The 18,826-nt window shown below is 58.2% G+C and carries 16 protein-coding genes; 11 read left to right on the plus strand and 5 right to left on the minus strand.

The features are described from left to right. Window positions 1-54 precede the first annotated feature (54 nt). The 3 genes from V6M89_RS06410 to V6M89_RS06420 all read left to right on the plus strand — a co-directional run bounded on the left by V6M89_RS06410 (window position 55) and on the right by V6M89_RS06420 (window position 4,825). Window positions 55-336: an FAD assembly factor SdhE gene (locus tag V6M89_RS06410; RefSeq protein ID WP_070268579.1), complete on the plus strand. Its 282-nt coding sequence runs from the start codon at window positions 55-57 to the stop codon at window positions 334-336. A gap of 62 nt (window positions 337-398) precedes the next feature. Then, window positions 399-1,700 carry a citrate synthase gene (gene gltA, locus V6M89_RS06415; protein WP_332852422.1) on the plus strand — a complete coding sequence of 434 codons (1,302 nt, stop codon included), beginning with the start codon at window positions 399-401 and terminating at the stop codon, window positions 1,698-1,700. A 185-nt stretch (window positions 1,701-1,885) separates the two neighbouring features. Continuing rightward, on the plus strand, window positions 1,886-4,825 hold the full coding sequence (locus V6M89_RS06420) for an HD domain-containing protein (protein ID WP_332852423.1): 2,940 nt from the start codon (window positions 1,886-1,888) through the stop codon (window positions 4,823-4,825). A 308-nt stretch (window positions 4,826-5,133) separates the two neighbouring features. Here V6M89_RS06420 and V6M89_RS06425 read toward each other — a convergent pair whose 3' ends face one another. Continuing rightward, on the minus strand, window positions 5,134-5,559 hold the full coding sequence (locus V6M89_RS06425) for a hypothetical protein (RefSeq protein WP_332852424.1): 426 nt from the start codon (window positions 5,557-5,559) through the stop codon (window positions 5,134-5,136). A 95-nt stretch (window positions 5,560-5,654) separates the two neighbouring features. Here V6M89_RS06425 and V6M89_RS06430 point away from each other — a divergent pair, with 95 nt between their 5' ends. Beyond that, the gene (locus V6M89_RS06430; protein WP_332852425.1) at window positions 5,655-5,966 is read left to right on the plus strand and encodes a hypothetical protein; all 312 of its coding nucleotides are present in this window, start codon (window positions 5,655-5,657) and stop codon (window positions 5,964-5,966) included. A gap of 112 nt (window positions 5,967-6,078) precedes the next feature. Here the strand turns inward: V6M89_RS06430 and V6M89_RS06435 are convergent, their stop codons facing one another. Together V6M89_RS06435 and V6M89_RS06440 are read right to left on the minus strand one after the other, a co-directional pair. Then, window positions 6,079-6,456, minus strand: a complete 378-nt coding sequence (locus tag V6M89_RS06435) for a BlaI/MecI/CopY family transcriptional regulator (RefSeq protein WP_217945371.1) — start codon at window positions 6,454-6,456, stop codon at window positions 6,079-6,081. Window positions 6,457-6,535: 79 nt separating this feature from the next. Next, on the minus strand, window positions 6,536-7,399 hold the full coding sequence (locus V6M89_RS06440) for an MBL fold metallo-hydrolase (protein ID WP_332852426.1): 864 nt from the start codon (window positions 7,397-7,399) through the stop codon (window positions 6,536-6,538). A gap of 104 nt (window positions 7,400-7,503) precedes the next feature. Between V6M89_RS06440 and V6M89_RS06445 the strand changes: the two genes are divergently transcribed. Further along, complete coding sequence (locus V6M89_RS06445) at window positions 7,504-8,421, plus strand: LysR family transcriptional regulator (RefSeq protein ID WP_332852427.1); 918 nt, start codon at window positions 7,504-7,506, stop codon at window positions 8,419-8,421. On the opposite strand, the gene V6M89_RS06450 is transcribed toward V6M89_RS06445, so the two are convergent. Further along, on the minus strand, window positions 8,418-9,731 hold the full coding sequence (locus V6M89_RS06450; RefSeq protein WP_332852428.1) for a leucine-rich repeat-containing protein kinase family protein: 1,314 nt from the start codon (window positions 9,729-9,731) through the stop codon (window positions 8,418-8,420). The two genes, V6M89_RS06445 and V6M89_RS06450, sit on opposite strands and share 4 nt — an antisense overlap. 329 nt (window positions 9,732-10,060) lie before the next feature. On the opposite strand from V6M89_RS06450, the gene V6M89_RS06455 reads away from it, so the two are divergent. From V6M89_RS06455 to V6M89_RS06480, 6 genes are all read left to right on the plus strand, one after another. Further along, window positions 10,061-12,916 (plus strand): 2-oxoglutarate dehydrogenase E1 component, encoded by a 2,856-nt coding sequence (locus tag V6M89_RS06455; RefSeq protein ID WP_332852429.1) that lies wholly within the window; start codon window positions 10,061-10,063, stop codon window positions 12,914-12,916. Between the two features lie 73 nt (window positions 12,917-12,989). Next, window positions 12,990-14,237, plus strand: a complete 1,248-nt coding sequence (odhB, locus tag V6M89_RS06460; protein ID WP_332852430.1) for a 2-oxoglutarate dehydrogenase complex dihydrolipoyllysine-residue succinyltransferase — start codon at window positions 12,990-12,992, stop codon at window positions 14,235-14,237. A gap of 107 nt (window positions 14,238-14,344) precedes the next feature. Beyond that, complete coding sequence (locus tag V6M89_RS06465; protein ID WP_332852431.1) at window positions 14,345-14,656, plus strand: PspC domain-containing protein; 312 nt, start codon at window positions 14,345-14,347, stop codon at window positions 14,654-14,656. A 14-nt stretch (window positions 14,657-14,670) separates the two neighbouring features. Then, window positions 14,671-16,101 (plus strand): dihydrolipoyl dehydrogenase, encoded by a 1,431-nt coding sequence (lpdA, locus tag V6M89_RS06470; protein WP_332852432.1) that lies wholly within the window; start codon window positions 14,671-14,673, stop codon window positions 16,099-16,101. Between the two features lie 78 nt (window positions 16,102-16,179). Further along, window positions 16,180-17,277 carry a cell division protein ZapE gene (gene zapE / locus V6M89_RS06475; RefSeq protein WP_116987896.1) on the plus strand — a complete coding sequence of 366 codons (1,098 nt, stop codon included), beginning with the start codon at window positions 16,180-16,182 and terminating at the stop codon, window positions 17,275-17,277. 17 nt (window positions 17,278-17,294) lie between these two features. Continuing rightward, window positions 17,295-17,987, plus strand: a complete 693-nt coding sequence (locus tag V6M89_RS06480) for a hypothetical protein (protein ID WP_332852433.1) — start codon at window positions 17,295-17,297, stop codon at window positions 17,985-17,987. Between the two features lie 22 nt (window positions 17,988-18,009). On the opposite strand, the gene V6M89_RS06485 is transcribed toward V6M89_RS06480, so the two are convergent. Beyond that, on the minus strand, window positions 18,010-18,813 hold the full coding sequence (locus V6M89_RS06485; RefSeq protein ID WP_332852434.1) for a PP2C family protein-serine/threonine phosphatase: 804 nt from the start codon (window positions 18,811-18,813) through the stop codon (window positions 18,010-18,012). Window positions 18,814-18,826 lie beyond the last annotated feature (13 nt).

An 18,826-nucleotide genomic window follows, 5' to 3' on the forward strand; every position in this document is an offset into this window, starting at 1 on the left:
TACCACACGGGCGGCGGCCTCGTCGCCCGTTTTCGTATAAAGTAGCACATCCATATGACTGAACCGAACAGCTCAGCGCATCAGGCCGACCCCGCCAACCGAGCGCGCCTGCGGTGGCGTTCCCGCCGGGGCCTGCTGGAAAACGACATTATCCTGACCCGTTTTCTCGATGCGCATGAAACCGAATTGACCGACGAAGAAGTGGACGCATTCACGCGGCTCCTCGATTTGTCGGACAATGCCCTGATGGATCTGGTACTGGCCCGCAAGGAGCCGGAAGGCGAGGTCGATCTGCCGCATGTGCACGCACTGTTGCAGCGACTGCGTCTCGCGTAAAGACACACCCAGAAAAGTTTCGTTTTTTTTATTTGCCGCATCTCTCCAAGAAGGAAGAGTCCATGAACACCTCTGATAACAAAGCCACCCTATCGTTTTCCGATGGCAGCCCATCGGTAGAATTCCCGATCTACAAAGGCACCGTCGGTCCTGACGTGATCGACATCCGCAAACTGTACGCCGGCACCGGCAAGTTCACCTACGATCCAGGCTTCATGTCGACCGCGGCATGCAACTCGTCGATCACCTACATCGACGGCGACAAGGGCGAGCTGCTGTACCGCGGCTACCCGATCGAACAGCTGGCCGTGAACGCCGACTTCATGGAGTCGTGCTACCTGCTGCTGAACGGCGAACTGCCGAACAAGGTTGAAAAAGAGAAGTTCGTTGAAACCGTGACCAAGCACACCATGGTCCACGAGCAGATGCAATTCTTCTTCCGCGGTTTCCGCCGCGACGCGCACCCGATGTCGGTGCTGGTTGGTACCGTCGGCGCGCTGGCGTCGTTCTACCACGACTCGCTGGACATCAACGATGCCAAGCAACGCGAGATCTCGGCCATCCGCCTGATCGCCAAGATGCCGACTCTGGTCGCGATGGCGTACAAGTACTCGATGGGCCAGCCGTTCATGTATCCGCGCAATGACCTGTCGTACAGCGCCAACTTCATGCGCATGATGTTCGGCAATCCGTGCGAAGAATACAAAGTCAACGACGTGCTGGTGCGCGCCCTGGACCGTATCTTGATCCTGCACGCGGACCACGAGCAAAACGCATCGACCTCGACCGTCCGTCTGGCCGGTTCGTCGGGCGCGAATCCGTTCGCCTGTATCGCTGCCGGTATCGCCTGCCTGTGGGGTCCTGCCCACGGCGGCGCCAACGAAGCGGCACTGAACATGCTGAAGGAAATCGGCACCGTCGAGAACATTCCTGCCTTCATCGCTCAGGTGAAAGACAAGAACTCCGGCGTCAAGCTGATGGGCTTCGGTCACCGCGTGTACAAGAACTTCGACCCGCGTGCCAAACTGATGCGCGAAACCTGCTACGAAGTGCTGGAAGAGCTGGGCCTGCAAGACGACCCACTGTTCAAGCTGGCGATGGAACTGGAAAAGATTGCACTGAACGACGAATACTTCGTTTCGCGCAAGCTGTACCCGAACGTCGACTTCTACTCGGGCATCGTGCAATCGGCGCTGGGCATTCCGGTGTCGCTGTTCACCGGTATCTTCGCCATGGCTCGCACCATCGGCTGGATCGCCCAGTGGAACGAAATGATCGCCGATCCAGAACAGAAAATCGGCCGTCCACGCCAGCTGTTCGTCGGTTCGACCACCCGCGACGTCAAGCCGCTGGACCAGCGTTAATCGCCGGTCTTTGCAGCACAAAAAAAAACGGGCTTCGGCCCGTTTTTTTGTGTGCGTAACTTACTCATAAAGCTACTTCCCTTAGATTTTAAGATAAGTATTTTAATAAGCCTGAATGTTTGATATTGTATGAAATGCCTAAGAGCGAAATTGTTGTTTGTTTAACACTTAACTAAAAATATCTTATGATTCGGCTTCCACTGCTATTCTCAAAAATTTTATCTACTTCGCCTGTTCTTGAAGCCGACGTGCAGCGAAGCTTTGACGCTTTTGAGCCATGGCTTGAGCAAAGCGGCATGCCGTTTTTTCCTGGTTTCACAGATCATAGTCCGAGACATATAACAGACGTTTTGAATACCGCAGCCTCATTAATTTCTGATGCCAGTCATGAACTTCTTAGCGCTCAAGATGTTGCAGTTTTATGCATGGCTATATTGCTTCATGATTGCGGAATGCATCTGACTCAAGATACATTCCGCGAATTAGTGCAAGAAAGAGATGCTGTGTTAATAGATGGTTTTGGTGATGCTCCTTGGGGACGGCTATGGAAGGATTTCTTGAGTGAAGCTAAACGATTTGGACAAGAGAAGCTCATTGCTATTTTTGGCAGTTCTGATCCATTAAAAATTGACGAGATAGATTTAAATAATTTAAACGAACATAATTGCCTGTTAATTGGTGAGTTTGTCCGACGACATCATACTAGGTTGGCTCATGAGATAGCTATTAATGGTGTTAAAAGGGTAGGCGGGTTGCCATTGGAACTAATAGGATTTGATGCCGATCTTAAAGATCTATCCGGTTTGATTGCTCGTAGCCACGGTATGAGTATAAGGGGCACCTTTTCCTATCTTCAAGATAAATATGATATCTTGGGTGTGTATCGTGATATAAAGACACCATACCTAATGGCTGTATTGCGCATAGCGGATTATATACAAGTAAAAAGTGAACGCGCAATCCAAACACTTTTGCGCGTGAAAGAGCTTAGAAGTCCAATATCACGGCAGGAATGGGCTGCGCATTTTGCAGTGCGCGATGTTTCAACACATCATGCCGACCCCGAGGCTTTTTATGTTCATGCCGCCCCGTTGGATGTAAGAACTTATCTGAAATTAGTATTGCTTTTTAAAGATATTCAAAAAGAGTTAGATGAAAGTTGGGCTACTTTGGGTGAGGTTTATGGCAGGAATGCTACCTTGTATCGGTTGGGGTTGACGATTAGGCGTATTCGTTCAAACTTGGATATGAGGGAAAAGTTTGCAAAAAATGTAAATTACATACCTATTAAGGCTGGTTTTGATTCTTCTGGCCCAGATCTTTTAAAGTTATTGGTCGGTCCACTATATAATTATGAGTACTCGGTTGGGATTCGAGAGCTTGTGCAAAATGCTGTAGATGCTTGCCGAGAGGCTGAAGACTTAGTCGGGCAAATAGCTAATATTGAGAGTAATTACTCTCCGGAAGTGATTGTTCAAGTCGAGGAGCAAGATGATGGCACTGGGTGGATTACTATTGCAGATAATGGCGTAGGAATGACCTTGGATACCGTTACTCGATATTTTTTGATAGCAGGCGCCTCGTTTAGAAATAGTGATTTGTGGAAGAGTCAGCATACAGTAGAGAACGGCGAAGTTCGAGTTATTCGCGGCGGCCGTTTTGGCGTCGGAGCACTTGCTGCCTTTTTGATGGGAGAGGAAATAGAAGTAACTACTCGCCATATCGATAGGCCCAGCGATTCTGGTATAAAATTTGTTGCTAGAATTGATAATCCACTTCTGGAATTGAATAAATGCACTGCTCCTGCCGGAACGACGATTCGTGTTCGTGTTACTAATAAAGAAGTGTTTTCGCACCTGCGACCACGGGCGCCGCTAAGTTTGTTACAGTCGAGGGAAAAGTTTAAGTTAAAATCATGGCATGAAGTGGATTGGTTTATTCAAGAGGAACCAGCAGTTTCGTACCATTGGAATGGGTTTAGTTACCCTATCGGTAATTATGGGGATGGCGACGATAATAGACCGATTAAATTTAACGCGGAATTTTCGCCAGATAAAGAATTGTTTGCGCCAAAACTGGGAGCGGAGGATCCGCGTTGGCGCTCTTTATCACAACCTAATCCGTACAGGGAGGTGCGGTGGAGATATGCAGATAGGGTTAAGCAAGGCTCAGGAGACAAGGAGTATGTACTATTGCCAATTAATCTGGTCTCTGTAAATGGAATTAGGGTTGAGGAACTTCGAAACCACGAGGAGCGCGGCAATCTTACTTTGCCACAGGAAGAAAGTTCATCTGGTCCGATTTACTCCATTACGCGGCCATCGATTGCAATATATGATCCCGCTGGACTATGCCCAATTAACTTGCAAAGGAGTACAGTGGCTTTTGAACGCATGGATCTCGATGAAAAAATAATTCCTGAAGTTCTAGATATGTATTTTAAAGATATTCGAAATAAAATCAGTAAATTTCTTTACTTTTATAATTTTATGGAGTTATGTAAATTGCTTGGGCGAAGTGGTTACGTCCGTTATTCTGGTCAGGTTTCGTCCGTTTTTTGTACGTCCTCTGAAGTTAAAATATTATGTGCTTCAAATATAAAAAAACTGGGCATTAAGAGAATATTTTTTGCTGATGTTTATGGCGAACCATCTAAAATTTTAATTTCTGATTTGTTGCAGCCAGATGAGGCTCTTGTGATGCGTGTGGGAAATGAAGGATATGGTTCTCAAGCTGCATTGAGCTGGTTTCGTGCCGTATTTTCATCTGATGCGACTGAGGAATACTCTAGGTCGCGCCAAGTTGGCTTTCCAGTGCTTGCTCATGATGGCGCTGTTTCAGTTATGCCAAAAAAAACCTGGGCCTCCGCTAGTGAGAAAGGAAAGGTGGCGAGATATATAATGGATAATTTGGTAGTAGATACAATTGATAAAAAATACTTTTCAATTAGTGCGTATGATTCTGGCGAAAACAGTTTTTTGATTGATCGCTGCCGGGATATTTTGACTTCGCTTGAGTCAAATGTCCCGATGGAAGTGGCAGCTTGGAAATTGAAGGAAGAACAGCCTTTTTCTGAGGCGAAATCTATACTTGCCGACGCATGGGATAAGGTGTTTTTTCAATAAAATATTTGAAATGGATGTAAATAAAATTCTTGGGTGCGCGCTTTGAGAAAACATAAACATCTGCATTTTCGGTAACAATGGCTTGGACCTGAGCTTATGTTTGTACGGCACCATCTGTTACTAAGGCTGATGTTGTTGACCTGAAGTTGAGTTGAACGAAGCCGCGCCGAAGTACATCCATCCGGAACGGTTGGACTGGCTGGAGGTGGACGCCGTGCGCAAGATCGAGGCGGACGTAGGTTGGGCAGGGGTGAAGTCATCAAGCTCGAGGTCAACGGCCAGCCCCGGAAATGATGGAGGCCCTCTACTCAGTCTTCGTCCGTTTCGGATGAAAGGCTGCGTTGGTCAGGCCGTACCACCAGCAGCCACCAGGCGATTACGCCCAGCGTCGCCTGCGGCAGATTGAACAGGAACTTGTCGATGACGACCTCTTGGCGCAGCGGCCAAGGGAGGTTGGCAGTGTCCGCGATGATATTGGTGTGATACAGGCAAACGCCCAGCAACAGCACCATAGCGATCGCCCAGATCGACGGCAGGCTGGTGACCCGGCGGCGCAGCAGCGCCGCGACCGGATAGACCACGATGCAGCAAGCGAAATAAGCAAACAGATTGGCCATCAAATCCTGCAAGCGGAAATGTGGCAGCAGGATGGGTACGGCGCAAATCGCCAGTGCTAGCATGACAGCGATAACGGGGTGAGGGCGCTCGGGCCAGTGGTTGACGCGGCTGATCATGATAGGGTTCTGATGAATGGGACCTCATTGTAGTTGAACTTGTTTTGGCGTCGCGAGTCTAAATTGGTTTTGGTCTTGTTTAAGAAGGTGATGTCATGAACATCGCTGCGCTTGAGTCATTCAAAGAACTCATGGCAAAGGTGAGGGAGTCGGAGGCATCGCTGCCGTCGGCGCCAGTTGTTGGTGAGCTTCCTCCTCTTGCTGGCCTGAGCGCGTTCGAAACTGAGATGATGTTTGTTCGCTTGCTGGAACAAGTCGGAATGCGGCTGGATGTAGAACTAGACTGCCTTGACGGCGTCCCGACAAGGGATGAACTGTTGAGCAAAATTACGAACGCCGAAGTGGCGAGTATGCTTCGGGAAGAGTTTCGGCGACTAGGCCTGACCGGTGGCGTGAGTGAGTCTTGAAGGCCTGTGCTAATGTTACGAATGATGAGATCGGTGAGTGGATTGACGAGCTCGAAGCTGGCAACGATCGTGCTAAGCCGCCAGCATGTCACACGTAATTTGGACCCTCGCCTTATTTTTCCTGATCCAGCAAGGCCTGGATTTCCTCGCGTTCCTTCTTGCTGACATGGCCGCCGCGCAGCGCTGCCAGCACCAGCGCCTTGCCGGAGCCGGAGAAGGCTTTCTGGATCAGCTCTTTCAGCAGATTGGTTTGCAGCGAGTCCTGCTCTTGCGCCGGCGCGTAGACGTGGGCGCGCTGGCTTTCGTCGCGGGTCAGCAGGCCTTTGGTGTGCATGACTTGCAGCAGCCGCAGCACCGTCGCGTAGTTCATGTCGGGGCGCGCTTCCATCGCCGCCTGATGCACCTGCTTGGCGGTCGCCGGCCCGCTTTGCCATAACAGACGCAGCATTTCCAGTTCGGACGGGGTGGGCTTCGGTGGGGCAGTGGTCATGATGATGATGGAATGCGGGACAATGCATCTAGAATAAAATATCTAGATGCATTTGTCTAGTTCTACCGCGTTCTTTACATCACCACTTCATTTCACCCTTGGCGACCTTGGCGCTGGTTTCCAGCGCGCCGTTCAGGCCGGCGTTCGGATACAGCTCCTTCATGCGGGCGATCAGCGCGGCCGAGTTGGCTGCCTTGGTGGTCTCGGCTTCGAAGCGCACCAGGTAGTCGCGGGTGAAGGCGATGCTGTCCGGCGTCAGCGCCGTGCCTTGCTTGAAGTGGCCCGGTACGACGGTGGCCGGTTTCAGCGCATTCACGCCGTCCAGCGTCGCCAGCCATTGCTTGCGCGATTCAGCCGTCTGCGTATCGGCGGTCCACACGTGCAGGTCGTTGAACAGCACCACGCCGCCCACCACCGCCTTGATCGACGGAATCCACACATAGCTGCGCTCCGGCGTCGCGCCTTTCAGGCCTTCGATCTTCAGCGTCTGGCCTTCCAGCTTGATGGTGTCGCCCTGCAGCGGCTGAGGCACGATGATGCTCTTCGGCGCGTTGTCTTTCAGTATAGGACCCCAGAACGCCACCTTGGCATCCTTCTTCTTCTCGATGCCGGCGATGGTTTGCGGCGTGGCGACGATCTTCGCATCCGGGAAGGCGGCGTGGATCACGTCCAGGCCGAAGTAGAAGTCCGGGTCGCTGTGGCTGACGTAGACCGTGGTCAGGTGCTTGCCGCCGGCGCGGATCTGCTCGACCAGCTTGAGCGCTTCGCCGCGCGAGAACTGGGCGTCGATCAGCACCGCATCCTTGGCGCCGCTGACGATCACCGAGGCGACCGGGAAGATGGCGGCTTCACCCGGATTGAACACTTCCAGTGTCAGCGGTGCGGCGGTGGCGCCGGCAACGGTGGCGGCGAGGGCGGCGGACAACAGGCTTTGCTTGATCATGATGGTCTTTCGTGTGGAGTTGGAATGACGTCATCTTAAATTTCTTTATCCGATAGAAAAATAGGGTAATCTGCACCTATTAATTGCATAAATCGGACGAATCGATGGACAGGATCACGGCAGCGCAGGTTTTCGTCAGCATCGCCGAACGTGGCAGCATGATCGCGGCGGCCGAGGCGTTGGACATGTCGCGCGCCATGGTGACGCGTTATCTGGCCGAGATGGAGGAGTGGGCCGGCGCCCGCCTGCTGCACCGGAGCACGCGCCGCCTGAGCCTGACCGATGCCGGCGACGTCACGCTGGCGCGCTGCCGCCGCATGCTGGAATTGGCCGAGGCGATGGAAGTGGGCAGCGGCGCCGATGCCGACACGCCGCAAGGCCTGCTGCGCATCACCTGCTCGCAATCGCTGGCGCAGGCCGCGCTGGCGATCGCCGTCACGGCGTTCCTGAAGCGCTACCCGCGCACGGCGGTCGACCTGCAAATGAATAACCGCGCCGTCAATCTGGTCGAACAGCGCATCGACCTGGCGCTGCGCATCACCAATGCGCTGGAGCCCAACCTGATCGCGCGCCAGCTGGGGTGGTGCGATTCGGTGGTGTGCGCGGCGCCGTCCTACCTGGCCGAGCGCGGCACGCCGCTGCGGGCCGAAGACCTGGCCGTACACAACTGCCTGACCTACACCTACTTCGGCAAAAGCCTGTGGCAGTTCACGGACCGGGATGGCGAGGCGGTGTCGGTGCCGGTCAGCGGCAACCTGTCGGCCAATGAGGATCTGATTTTGCTGAAGGCGGCAGAGGAGGGCGCCGGCATCGCGTTGCAACCCTTGTACAGCGCGGCGCCGCTGATTGCCGACGGCCGGCTGGTGGCGCTGCTGCCGGACTACGTGCCGCAGCAGATGGGCATCTACGGCATCTACACCTCGCGCCAGCACATGTCGCCGGCGCTGCGGGCGATGCTGGACTTCCTGCTGGACTGGTTCGCCCGCGACCCAGCCTGGATGAGAAGCGCTCAGCCGAGTTAGATGCTGAGCGCTGCGATCCGCTGTTCCACGTCCGCCAACGATGGCCGGGCGGCTGGATCGGTTTGAACACAGGCCGCCTGCAGTTCCGCCAGCGCCGCCTGCTGCGCGGCCGGCAGCTCGCAACGCGCCATCAATTCATCGAGCAAATGGCCGAAGGCTCGCACTTCCAGTCGTTGCAGGCCCGCAGCGTAGGGCTCGTCCAGCGCAAACAGCGAGGCCGCGCCGAAGTCGCCCAGTAGACTGCGGCCTTGGTCGCAATGCAGGATGTTGTGGCCATACAGGTCGCCGTGCATGATGCCGCGCCCGTGCAAGTGGCGCGCCGCCGAAGCGATGCCGCCGGCGATGCGCAACAATTCCGCCGGGCTGAAGCGCTTGCCGTCCGGGTAGGTGTCGCGGGTGCAGCTGTCCAGGCTGGGCGGGCCGGCCAGGTTGCCGAAGCCGGGATCGATCAATGGCATCACGCAGCCTTTCGCGCCTTCCGGGTGATCGTGCACTTCGCCCAGCACGGGAATCAGGTTGGGATGCTCACCCGAACTGACGCAGGCCGTCATCTCGCAGCGCGGCAGGCCGTCGCTGGTGACGGCGCCCTTGAACATCTTGACTGCCACGGCCAGCGCGCCGTCGGCCTGCCGCAGTACTGCCTGATGGATCACGCCGGACGCGCCTTCGCCCAGTTTCTGCTGGATGCTCAATTGATCCCAGCCGATACCGGCGATGCCCGCGCCGGCTTCTGCGGCCAGTTCGTCCGCCTCGCAGAAGGGATTGCCGGCGTAAGCCAGCCAGGACAGGCGCGGCATGTCGAGCAGCCACATCGGCAGTTCGGTCAGCCGGTTGGCGGCGATGCGCAGCAATTCCAGCCGCGAGCAGGCGGCCAATTCGGCTGGCAGGGCGCTCAGCCGATTCCCCGCCAGCATCAGCTTTTGCAGTTGCGCGCACTCGCCGATGGCGGCCGGCAGTTGCTCGACCCGGTTGTCGGTCAAGACCAGCCAGCGCAGCGCCGGCGGCAACGCGGCGGCCGGAACTTCGCGGATCTGGTTGCTTTTGAAGCCGATCATCGTCAAAGCAGGGCAGGCGCCCAGCACCGCCGGCAGCGTCGTGAACTGGTTGGCGGAGCAGAAAATGACCCGCAGCTTGTGCAGGCGCGGCAGGTCGTCCGGCAGCGAGGACAGGGCGTTGTCCGATAAATCCAGGATTTCCAGCGTGTCGGCCAGGTCGAATATCTCTTGCGGAAACTCGGTCAGGCCGCAGGACATTTGCAGTCGCTGGATGCCAGCCAGTTGTCCGGCGCGTAACTGCTCTAAGGTGTGCATGAAGGGTGTGCGGGATCGAAAAGCGCTATTCTACAATCTCCGGGGCTGCGTAAAAAAGCCGTTAAAAATTTGGAAACATTGCGAGCGAACCGAGCAGCCATGCGGTTTAAGTGAAAACGCGTACCGAAACATTTGTTACGCTTTTTGTCGCACAAATGGTTGTTGGGATACAATACCGGTGCTATCCTGAATGACCGATTTTTGTAGTACTGAAGAACTATAGCCCTTCCCCACAACTTGATGTGCAATCCGCTAACCGGTCAGGCCGTGTCGCGGAAGGTTAGATTAACCCGCTAATTCCTCGCGAAGCGCGAAGAAAGGTGAGCAAGATGATGCAACAATATACGTCCAATTCCTACCTGTTTGGTGGGAACGCACCGTACGTCGAAGAACTGTACGAGGCGTACCTCAACAACCCAGGTTCCGTGCCAGACAACTGGCGCGCCTACTTCGACGCCATGCAGCACGTGCCGGCCGTCGACGGTTCCAATAAGCCAGACGTCGCCCACGCTTCGGTCATCGCCTCCTTCGCCGAACGCGCGAAAGCCGGCCCGATCCGCACCGTGGTTGCCTCCGCCGATGCTGAAATGGGCCGCAAGCGCGTCGCCGCGACCCAGCTGATCGCCGCTTACCGCTACCTGGGTTCCCGCTGGGCCAACCTGGATCCGCTGCAACGCCAGGAACGTCCATCGATTCCTGAGCTGGAGCCGACTTTCTACGGCTTCACCGATGCGGACATGGACACCGTATTCAACATCAGCAACACCTACTTCGGCCCTGAGACCGCGACCCTGCGCGACCTGCTGAACTTCCTGCGCGACACCTACACCCGTTCGATCGGCGCAGAGTACATGTACATCTCCGATCCGGCTGAAAAGCGCTGGTTGCAGGAACGCCTGGAATCGATCCGTTCGACCCCGAGCTTCACGCCTGAGAAGAAAAAACACATCCTGGAGCGCCTGACCGCGGCCGAAGGCCTGGAACGCTACCTCCACACCAAATACGTCGGCCAGAAGCGCTTCTCGCTGGAAGGCGGCGAAACCTTCATCGCCTCGATCGATGAAATCATCCAGCGCGCCGGCGAAAAAGGCGTGCAGGAGATCGTTATCGGCATGGCCCACCGCGGCCGCCTGAACGTACTGGTCAACACCCTGGGCAAATCGCCTAAGGAACTGTTCGAAGAATTCGAAGGCAAGCACGGCGACGACCTGCCAGCCGGCGACGTCAAATACCACCAAGGCTTCTCGTCGGACATCTCGACCGCTGGCGGTCCGGTCCACCTGTCGCTGGCGTTCAACCCGTCGCACCTGGAAATCGTCAACCCTGTGGTTGAAGGTTCGGTCAAGGCGCGTATGGACCGTCGCGGCGACACCCTGGGCAAGCAAGTGCTGCCTATCCTGGTGCACGGCGATGCGGCCTTCGCAGGCCAGGGCGTCGTGATGGAAACCCTGAACCTGGCGCAGACCCGCGGCTACGGCACGGGCGGCACGGTGCACATCGTCATCAACAACCAGATCGGCTTCACCACGTCCGACCCGCGCGACGCGCGTTCGACCATCTACTGCTCGGACGTCGTCAAGATGATCGAAGCACCGGTGCTGCACGTGAACGCCGACGATCCTGAAGCCGTGGTACTGGCTTCGCAGATCGCCATGGATTACCGTCTGCAGTTCCAGAAAGATATCGTTGTCGACATCATCTGCTACCGCAAACTGGGCCACAACGAACAAGATACGCCAGCGCTGACCCAGCCGCTGATGTACAAGAAAATCGGCACCCACCCAGGCACCCGCAAGCTGTACGCGGACAAGCTGGTGGCGCAGACCGTGATCGCAGCCGATGGCGGCGAGCAGATGCAAGCGGCCTTCCGCGATGCCATGGACGCCGGCAAGCACACCGTCGATCCAGTGATCTCCAACTTCAAGAACAAGTACGCGGTCGATTGGCTGCCGTTCCTGAACCGCAAATGGACCGACTCGGCCGACACCGCCGTGCCGATGACCGAACTGAAGCGTCTGGCCACCCGCATCACCACCGTGCCGGAAAACTTCAAAGTCCACTCGCTGGTCGAGAAAGTACTGGGCGACCGCGCCAACATGGGCAAGGGCGAGCTGAACCTGGACTGGGGCATGGGCGAACACCTGGCCTATGCATCGCTGGTCGCTTCGGGCTACGCAGTGCGCCTGACCGGCCAGGACGCCGGCCGCGGCACCTTCGTGCACCGCCACGCCGTGTTGCACGACCAGAACCGCGAGCGTTGGGATGCAGGCACCTACGTGCCGCTGCAGAACATCGCCGAAGGCCAGGCGCCGTTCACCGTGATCGACTCCGTGCTGTCCGAAGAGGCGGTGCTGGGCTTCGAATACGGTTACTCGACCGCGGAACCAAACACGCTGACGATCTGGGAAGCCCAGTTCGGCGACTTCGTCAACGGCGCGCAAGTGGTCATCGACCAATTCATCAGCTCCGGCGAAGTGAAGTGGGGCCGCGCTTCGGGCCTGGTCATGATGCTGCCGCACGGTTACGAAGGCCAGGGTCCTGAGCACTCGTCCGCGCGTCCAGAGCGTTTCCTGCAGCTGTGCGCAGACAACAATATGCAAGTGGTGCAGCCGACCACCGCGTCGCAGATCTTCCACGTGCTGCGTCGCCAGATGGTGCGTCAGTTCCGTAAGCCGCTGGTGATCCTGACGCCTAAATCGCTGCTGCGTAACAAGGATGCGGGTTCCTCGCTGAACGAGCTGGCCAAAGGCGCGTTCCAGACCGTGATCGGCGAAGTCGACGAGAAAATCGACGCCAAGAAAGTCAAGCGCGTGGTCGCCTGCTCGGGCAAGGTCTACTACGACCTGGTCAACGCACGCAAGACCCGTGGCCAGACCGACACCGCCATCATCCGCGTTGAACAGCTGTATCCGTTCCCGCACAAATCGTTCGCTGCCGAACTGAAGAAGTTCCCGAACCTGGCGGAAGTGGTGTGGGCGCAGGACGAGCCGCAGAATCAGGGCCCATGGTTCCAGATTCAGCACAACATCTTCGAGAGCATGGACGCAGGTCAGCGCTTGGCATACGCCGGCCGCCCAGCGTCGGCATCGCCGGCTGTCGGCTACTACGACAAGCACTACGCCCAGCAAAAAGACCTGCTGGAAACGGCGTTCTCGAAGCTCAAGGGTTTCATCCTGACCAAATAATCACCACTTACTGACGGAGCGCCCTGCTGCTACGCGGCGGGGCGCCGCAACAATAAAATATACGGAGTTTTACATGGCACAAATCGAAGTCAAAGTCCCCCAGCTGTCGGAATCGGTAGCAGAAGCAACCATGCTGACCTGGCATAAAAAAGTCGGCGAGGCAGTCGCCCGCGACGAAAACCTGATTGACATCGAAACCGATAAAGTCGTCCTGGAACTGCCGGCCCCGGCCGCCGGCGTGATCGTCCAGATCATCAAGGGCGACGGCAGCACCGTGGTCGCCGACGAAATCATCGCCATCATCGATACCGATGGCGCCGCCAAAGTCAGCCCGATGGAAGTGTCGGCCGCACCTGCGCCTGCGCCAGCCGCCGCACCAGCAGCAGCCGCTGCAACCGGTGGTTCGAAAGGCGACGTGGCCATGCCTGCCGCCGCCAAGATCCTGTCGGAAAAAGGCCTGAGCGCTGGCGATGTCGCCGGTTCGGGCAAAGACGGCCGCGTGACCAAGGGCGATGCCCTGGCCGCCGGCGCCAAAGCACCAGCCGTTGCGCCACTGGCGCCAGCCGCCGCCAAGCCGGCACTGCAACAAGTTGCCGCGCCGTCGGGCGCCAGCCAGGGCGATCGTCCGGAAGAGCGCGTGCCGATGAGCCGCCTGCGCGCACGTATCGCCGAGCGCCTGGTGCAGTCGCAATCGACCAACGCCATCCTGACCACGTTCAATGAAGTGAACATGGCTCCGGTAATGGATCTGCGCAACAAGTACAAAGACAAGTTCGAAAAAGAGCACGGCGTCAAGCTGGGCTTCATGTCCTTCTTCGTCAAAGCCGCTGTTGCAGCGCTGAAGAAATACCCGATCATCAACGCATCGGTCGATGGCAACGACATCGTCTACCACGGCTACTTCGACATCGGTATCGCGGTCGGTTCGCCACGCGGCCTGGTCGTGCCTATCCTGCGCAACGCCGACCAGATGTCGATCGCCGACATTGAAAAGAAAATCGGTGAATTCGGCGTCAAGGCCAAGGAAGGCAAGCTGACCCTGGACGACCTGACCGGCGGCACCTTCTCGATCTCGAACGGCGGCACCTTCGGCTCCATGCTGTCGACCCCGATCATCAACCCGCCACAATCGGCCATCCTGGGCGTGCACGCGACCAAGGACCGCGCTGTGGTTGAAAACGGCCAGATCGTGATCCGTCCTATGAACTACCTGGCAATGTCCTACGACCACCGCATCATCGACGGCCGCGAAGCCGTGCTGGGCCTGGTGGCGATGAAAGAGGCGCTGGAAGATCCAGCACGCCTGCTGCTGGACCTGTAATACCCCGGTAGTTCAGGGGCTGACCCCAGGGTCCGGATAGGGGCTTCGCCCCGCCGGACCTGCGGTCCTGCCCCTCGGCGTGTGGGGTTAATCTCTAAGGATCACTAATGAGCGTATCTGAAGAAATCAAGCGTTTGCACGAATTGCACCAGGCTGGCGCGCTGTCGGACGAAGAGTTCGCCGCTGCCAAAGCCCGGTTGCTGGACAAGGAAGCATCCCCCGGCATCTCCAACGACATCACCCGATTACGCCGCTCGAATACCGATCGCTGGCTGGGTGGCGTATGCGGCGGGCTGGGCCAGATCACCGGGGTTGAATCCTGGATTTGGCGTTTGCTGTTCGTACTGTTTGTGCTGACCTTTGGCTTCGGACTCGCCATCTACATTCTGCTATGGATTTTCGTACCAGAAGAGAACTGATTGGAAAATAAAAAATGAGCAAACAATTTGACGTAGTAGTCATCGGCGCCGGTCCTGGCGGTTACATCGCGGCGATCCGCGCAGCGCAACTGGGTTTCTCGGTCGCTTGCGTCGACGCATGGGAAAATGAAAAGGGCGGCCCGGCCCCAGGCGGCACTTGCACCAACGTTGGCTGCATCCCGTCGAAGGCGCTGCTGCAATCGTCGGAGCACTTCGAGCACGCCGGTCACGCGTTCAAGGAACACGGCATCGATGTCGCCGGCCTGTCGCTGAACCTGCCGCAAATGCTGAAGCGCAAGAACACCGTTGTGAAGCAAAACAACGACGGCATCCTGTTCCTGTTCAAGAAAAACAAGGTCACCTTCTTCCACGGCCGCGCAGCTTTCGCCGGCGCCGCCACCGCTGACGGCTACCCGCTGACGATCTCCGCGCCTGCCAACGAGACCATCAACGCCAAGCAAGTCATCATCGCCACCGGCTCCAACGCGCGCCCACTGCCAGGCGCAGAGTTCGATGAAAAACTGATCCTGTCGAACACCGGCGCACTGGCCATCGAAGGCGTGCCTGCCAAGCTGGGCGTGATCGGCGCCGGCGTGATCGGCCTGGAAATGGGTTCCGTATGGCGCCGCCTGGGTTCCGAAGTGACCGTGCTGGAAGGCCTGCCTGTGTTCCTGGGCGCGGTCGATGAGCAGATCGCCAAGGAAGCCGGCAAGCTGTTCGCCAAACAAGGCCTGAACATCAACCTGGGCTGCAAGATCGGCACCATCACCAAGGGCGCCAACAACGTCACCGTGGCCTACGAAAACGCCAAGGGCGAAGCGCAGACCGCCGTGTTCGACAAGCTGATCATCTCGATCGGCCGCACCCCGAACACCGACGGCCTGGCCGCCGACAAGGTCGGCCTGAAGCTGGACGAGCGCGGTTTCGTGGCGGTCGACGACGACTGCAAGACCAACCTGCCAGGCGTATGGGCAGTGGGCGACGTGGTACGCGGCCCGATGCTGGCGCACAAGGCGGAAGAAGAAGGCGTTGCCGTTGCGGAGCGCATGGCTGGCCAGCACGGCCACACCAACTTCAACACCATCCCTTGGGTCATCTACACCTCGCCGGAAATCGCGTGGGTAGGCCGCACCGAGCAGCAGCTGAAGGCGGACGGCGTGGCATACAAGGCCGGCACCTTCCCATTCCTGGCGAACGGCCGCGCGCGCGCGCTGGGCGACACCTCGGGCATGGTCAAGTTCCTGGCCGATGCAACCACCGACGAAATCCTCGGCGTGCACATCATCGGACCGATGGCTTCCGAGCTGATCTCCGAAGCGGTCGTGGCGATGGAGTTCAAGGCTTCGGCTGAAGACATCGCGCGCATCTGCCACGCACACCCGTCGCTGTCGGAAGCGACCAAAGAAGCTGCGCTGGCGATCGACAAGCGCACGCTGAACTTCTAAGCAGCACCCATAAGCGGACTGCGGGCGGACTGCGGTCCGCCCGTTTTTATTTGCGCGCCGCCACAAAGAATCGAACACATGAACGTCGAAGAGTTTTATCAGCATGCGCTGGAAGAGCGCAATTTCAAGGCCGATGCCGCCCAGCGCCGCGCGGTGGACCGCCTGCAGCTGTGCTATGACGAATGGGTGGCCTACAAGGGCCAGCGTTCCAGCACCTTCAAGCGCCTGATCCATCGTCCCGACGTGCCGAAAGGCGTCTACATGTGGGGTGGGGTGGGGCGCGGCAAATCCTTCCTGATGGACAGCTTCTATTCGGTGGTGCCGCTGGTGCGCAAGACGCGGCTGCACTTCCACGAGTTCATGCGCGGCGTGCACCGCCAGCTCGACGAGCTGACCGGCGTCGCCAATCCGCTGGACGAGGTGGCCAAGCGCATCGCCAAGAAATACCGTTTGATCTGCTTCGACGAATTCCACATCTCGGACGTGGCCGACGCCATGATCATGTACAACCTGTTGAGCGCGCTGTTCGACAACGGCGTGTCCTTCATCATGACCTCGAACTACGATCCGAAACTGCTGTACCCGGACGGCCTGCACCGCGACCGCATCCTGCCGACCATCGCGCTGCTGTACGATAAGCTGGACGTGATGAACATCGACGCCGGCATCGACTACCGCGGCCGCGCGCTGGAACAGGTCGATTCCTACCTGACGCCGCTCAACGCCAAGACCGACAGCGCGCTGCGTGAGGCCTACGCCAGCATCGCCGAGACCGCCGATGAAGATCCGGTGGTGCGCATCGAGGCGCGCGAAATCCGCGCGCTGCGCCGCGCCGGCACCATCATCTGGTTCGATTTCAACACCCTGTGCGGCGGTCCCCGTTCGCAGAACGATTACCTGGAAATCGCCAGCCGCTTCCATACCGTGATATTGTCCGGGATTCCGATGATGTCGGCCGCGATGTCGTCGGAGGCGCGGCGCTTTACCTGGCTGATCGACGTGTTCTACGACCAGGGCGTCAAGCTGCTGATGTCGGCCGAGGTGGAGCCGGAAGAGCTGTACACCAACGGCACGCTGGCCAACGAATTTCACCGCACGGTATCGCGCATCGTCGAGATGCAATCGCGCGAGTACATGGATAAAGAGCAGCGCGCAGCGGCCGGCGCGCTGGCGTGATGCAACAGGATAAAAATATGAGACCAAGTTTGAAACCGCTGGGCGAGATGATTGCGGTCGCCGCGTTGGCGGCCCTGGCGGCGCTGGCCGCGCCGGCGCAAGCGCAGACCCGTTCGGTCGAGCAGGCCAACGCCACGCTGGCGCAAGTCGCCAAGGACCGTGCCGTGGTCCACGAGGAATTCGCCGCCAGCGAGGGCGTGTGCTACACCAAGTTCTTCGTCAATCACTGCCTGGACCAGGCCAAGGAAAAACGCCGCGCCGCGCTGGCCAAGCTGCGCGCCACCGAGGTGGAGGCCGAGCATTTCAAACGCGCCGACTCCGTCGAGAAGCGCGATGCCGACCTGGCCGAGCGCGCCCGCAAGGACGCGGAAGAGGAAGCGCAGCGCGCCGCCCAGCCGCCGAAAGAAGCCAAGGTCGTCAATGACACGCCGCGTCCGGCGCCGAACGCCGGCAAAGTGGTGGACCGCGAAGCCGGGCATGCGGCCAAGGTCAAGCAGCAGGAAGCGCAGGATGCGGCCGATGCCGGCAAGCGCGCCGCCAATGTCGCCGCGTTCGAGCAGAAAAAAGCCGAGTCGGAAAAACGCCAGGCGCAAGTGGCCAAGAAGAAGGCTGAAAGCGAGGCCAAGCGCGCCGCGCACGAAGCGTCCGAGAAGAAGAAGGCCGCCGCCGCCGAGGCCGCTGCCGCAGCAGCCTCCGCCAGGAAGCAATAAGCGTCCGCGCCACGCTTCAGCTTCAGACCGCGCGGCGCATTTTCTGGATGGTGTAATTCGGTATTTCCTTGGGTTGCGCGACCAGCTTGATGATGGCCATCGAGCAGTTGTCGCCCTTGCCCTGGGCGCGCTCGCCGGCCTTGCCGATCAGGCGTTCGGCCGCCTGGCGCGGGGTGTTGCGCGCTACCGCAGCCGCCAGTTCCGTATCCTTGAATAATTGCCACAGCCCGTCCGAGCACAGCAGGAAGGCATCGCCCGCCTGCAAGCCGTCATGGTAGCCGGCCGTGACGAAAGGCGATTTGAAGCTGTTGCCCAGCGCATTGTTGAGCAGTTTGGAGCTGCGGTGCCGCTTGGCGGCTTCCAGCGGCAGCTTGTCCTGCTGAACCAGATGCTCGATGTAGGCGCCGTCGTTGCTGCGCATGGCGCAGGTCTCGCCTTCAAAGCGGTACACCCGGGCATCGCCGACATGGGCCCACACCGCCTGGCCGGCCGGCGTCAGCACCATCAGCGCCAGCGCGCTTTGCGGTTCGGCGGTCTTGGAGATCGGGTTCATCTTGATCACCTGGTGCGCTTCTTCGGCGATTGCGCGCAACAATTCTTGCAGGCGCGGAATGCTGGGCGTGTCGCCGACGCGCATCTCGTCGAACAAGTGCTTGCTGGTCAGCAGCACCTGGTCCGAGCCGATGGCGCTGGTGTTGCCGTCGGCCAGCACCGCCATCACGTAGCCGGGCGCCTGGGCGGCCGTGAACAGGGCCACCCGGTCGTTTTGCTGGGGCCGGTTTCCGATATGCTGGGCGGTGCCCGCTTCGATTTTGTATGCGCTCATATGCGACACTGTA

The sequence above is a fragment of the Duganella sp. S19_KUP01_CR8 genome (genome assembly GCF_036688705.1).
Classification (GTDB): domain Bacteria; phylum Pseudomonadota; class Gammaproteobacteria; order Burkholderiales; family Burkholderiaceae_D; genus Rugamonas.

What these genes read in the sequence shown, in the direction of transcription:
- V6M89_RS06410 (WP_070268579.1), top strand. Translation starts at nt 55, where the DNA reads ATGACTGAACCGAACAGCTCAGCGCATCAGGCCGACCCCGCCAACCGA.
- gltA (WP_332852422.1), top strand. Translation starts at nt 399, where the DNA reads ATGAACACCTCTGATAACAAAGCCACCCTATCGTTTTCCGATGGCAGC.
- V6M89_RS06420 (WP_332852423.1), top strand. Translation starts at nt 1,886, where the DNA reads ATGATTCGGCTTCCACTGCTATTCTCAAAAATTTTATCTACTTCGCCT.
- V6M89_RS06425 (WP_332852424.1), bottom strand. Translation starts at nt 5,559, where the DNA reads ATGATCAGCCGCGTCAACCACTGGCCCGAGCGCCCTCACCCCGTTATC.
- V6M89_RS06430 (WP_332852425.1), top strand. Translation starts at nt 5,655, where the DNA reads ATGAACATCGCTGCGCTTGAGTCATTCAAAGAACTCATGGCAAAGGTG.
- V6M89_RS06435 (WP_217945371.1), bottom strand. Translation starts at nt 6,456, where the DNA reads ATGACCACTGCCCCACCGAAGCCCACCCCGTCCGAACTGGAAATGCTG.
- V6M89_RS06440 (WP_332852426.1), bottom strand. Translation starts at nt 7,399, where the DNA reads ATGATCAAGCAAAGCCTGTTGTCCGCCGCCCTCGCCGCCACCGTTGCC.
- V6M89_RS06445 (WP_332852427.1), top strand. Translation starts at nt 7,504, where the DNA reads ATGGACAGGATCACGGCAGCGCAGGTTTTCGTCAGCATCGCCGAACGT.
- V6M89_RS06450 (WP_332852428.1), bottom strand. Translation starts at nt 9,731, where the DNA reads ATGCACACCTTAGAGCAGTTACGCGCCGGACAACTGGCTGGCATCCAG.
- V6M89_RS06455 (WP_332852429.1), top strand. Translation starts at nt 10,061, where the DNA reads ATGATGCAACAATATACGTCCAATTCCTACCTGTTTGGTGGGAACGCA.
- odhB (WP_332852430.1), top strand. Translation starts at nt 12,990, where the DNA reads ATGGCACAAATCGAAGTCAAAGTCCCCCAGCTGTCGGAATCGGTAGCA.
- V6M89_RS06465 (WP_332852431.1), top strand. Translation starts at nt 14,345, where the DNA reads ATGAGCGTATCTGAAGAAATCAAGCGTTTGCACGAATTGCACCAGGCT.
- lpdA (WP_332852432.1), top strand. Translation starts at nt 14,671, where the DNA reads ATGAGCAAACAATTTGACGTAGTAGTCATCGGCGCCGGTCCTGGCGGT.
- zapE (WP_116987896.1), top strand. Translation starts at nt 16,180, where the DNA reads ATGAACGTCGAAGAGTTTTATCAGCATGCGCTGGAAGAGCGCAATTTC.
- V6M89_RS06480 (WP_332852433.1), top strand. Translation starts at nt 17,295, where the DNA reads ATGAGACCAAGTTTGAAACCGCTGGGCGAGATGATTGCGGTCGCCGCG.
- V6M89_RS06485 (WP_332852434.1), bottom strand. Translation starts at nt 18,813, where the DNA reads ATGAGCGCATACAAAATCGAAGCGGGCACCGCCCAGCATATCGGAAAC.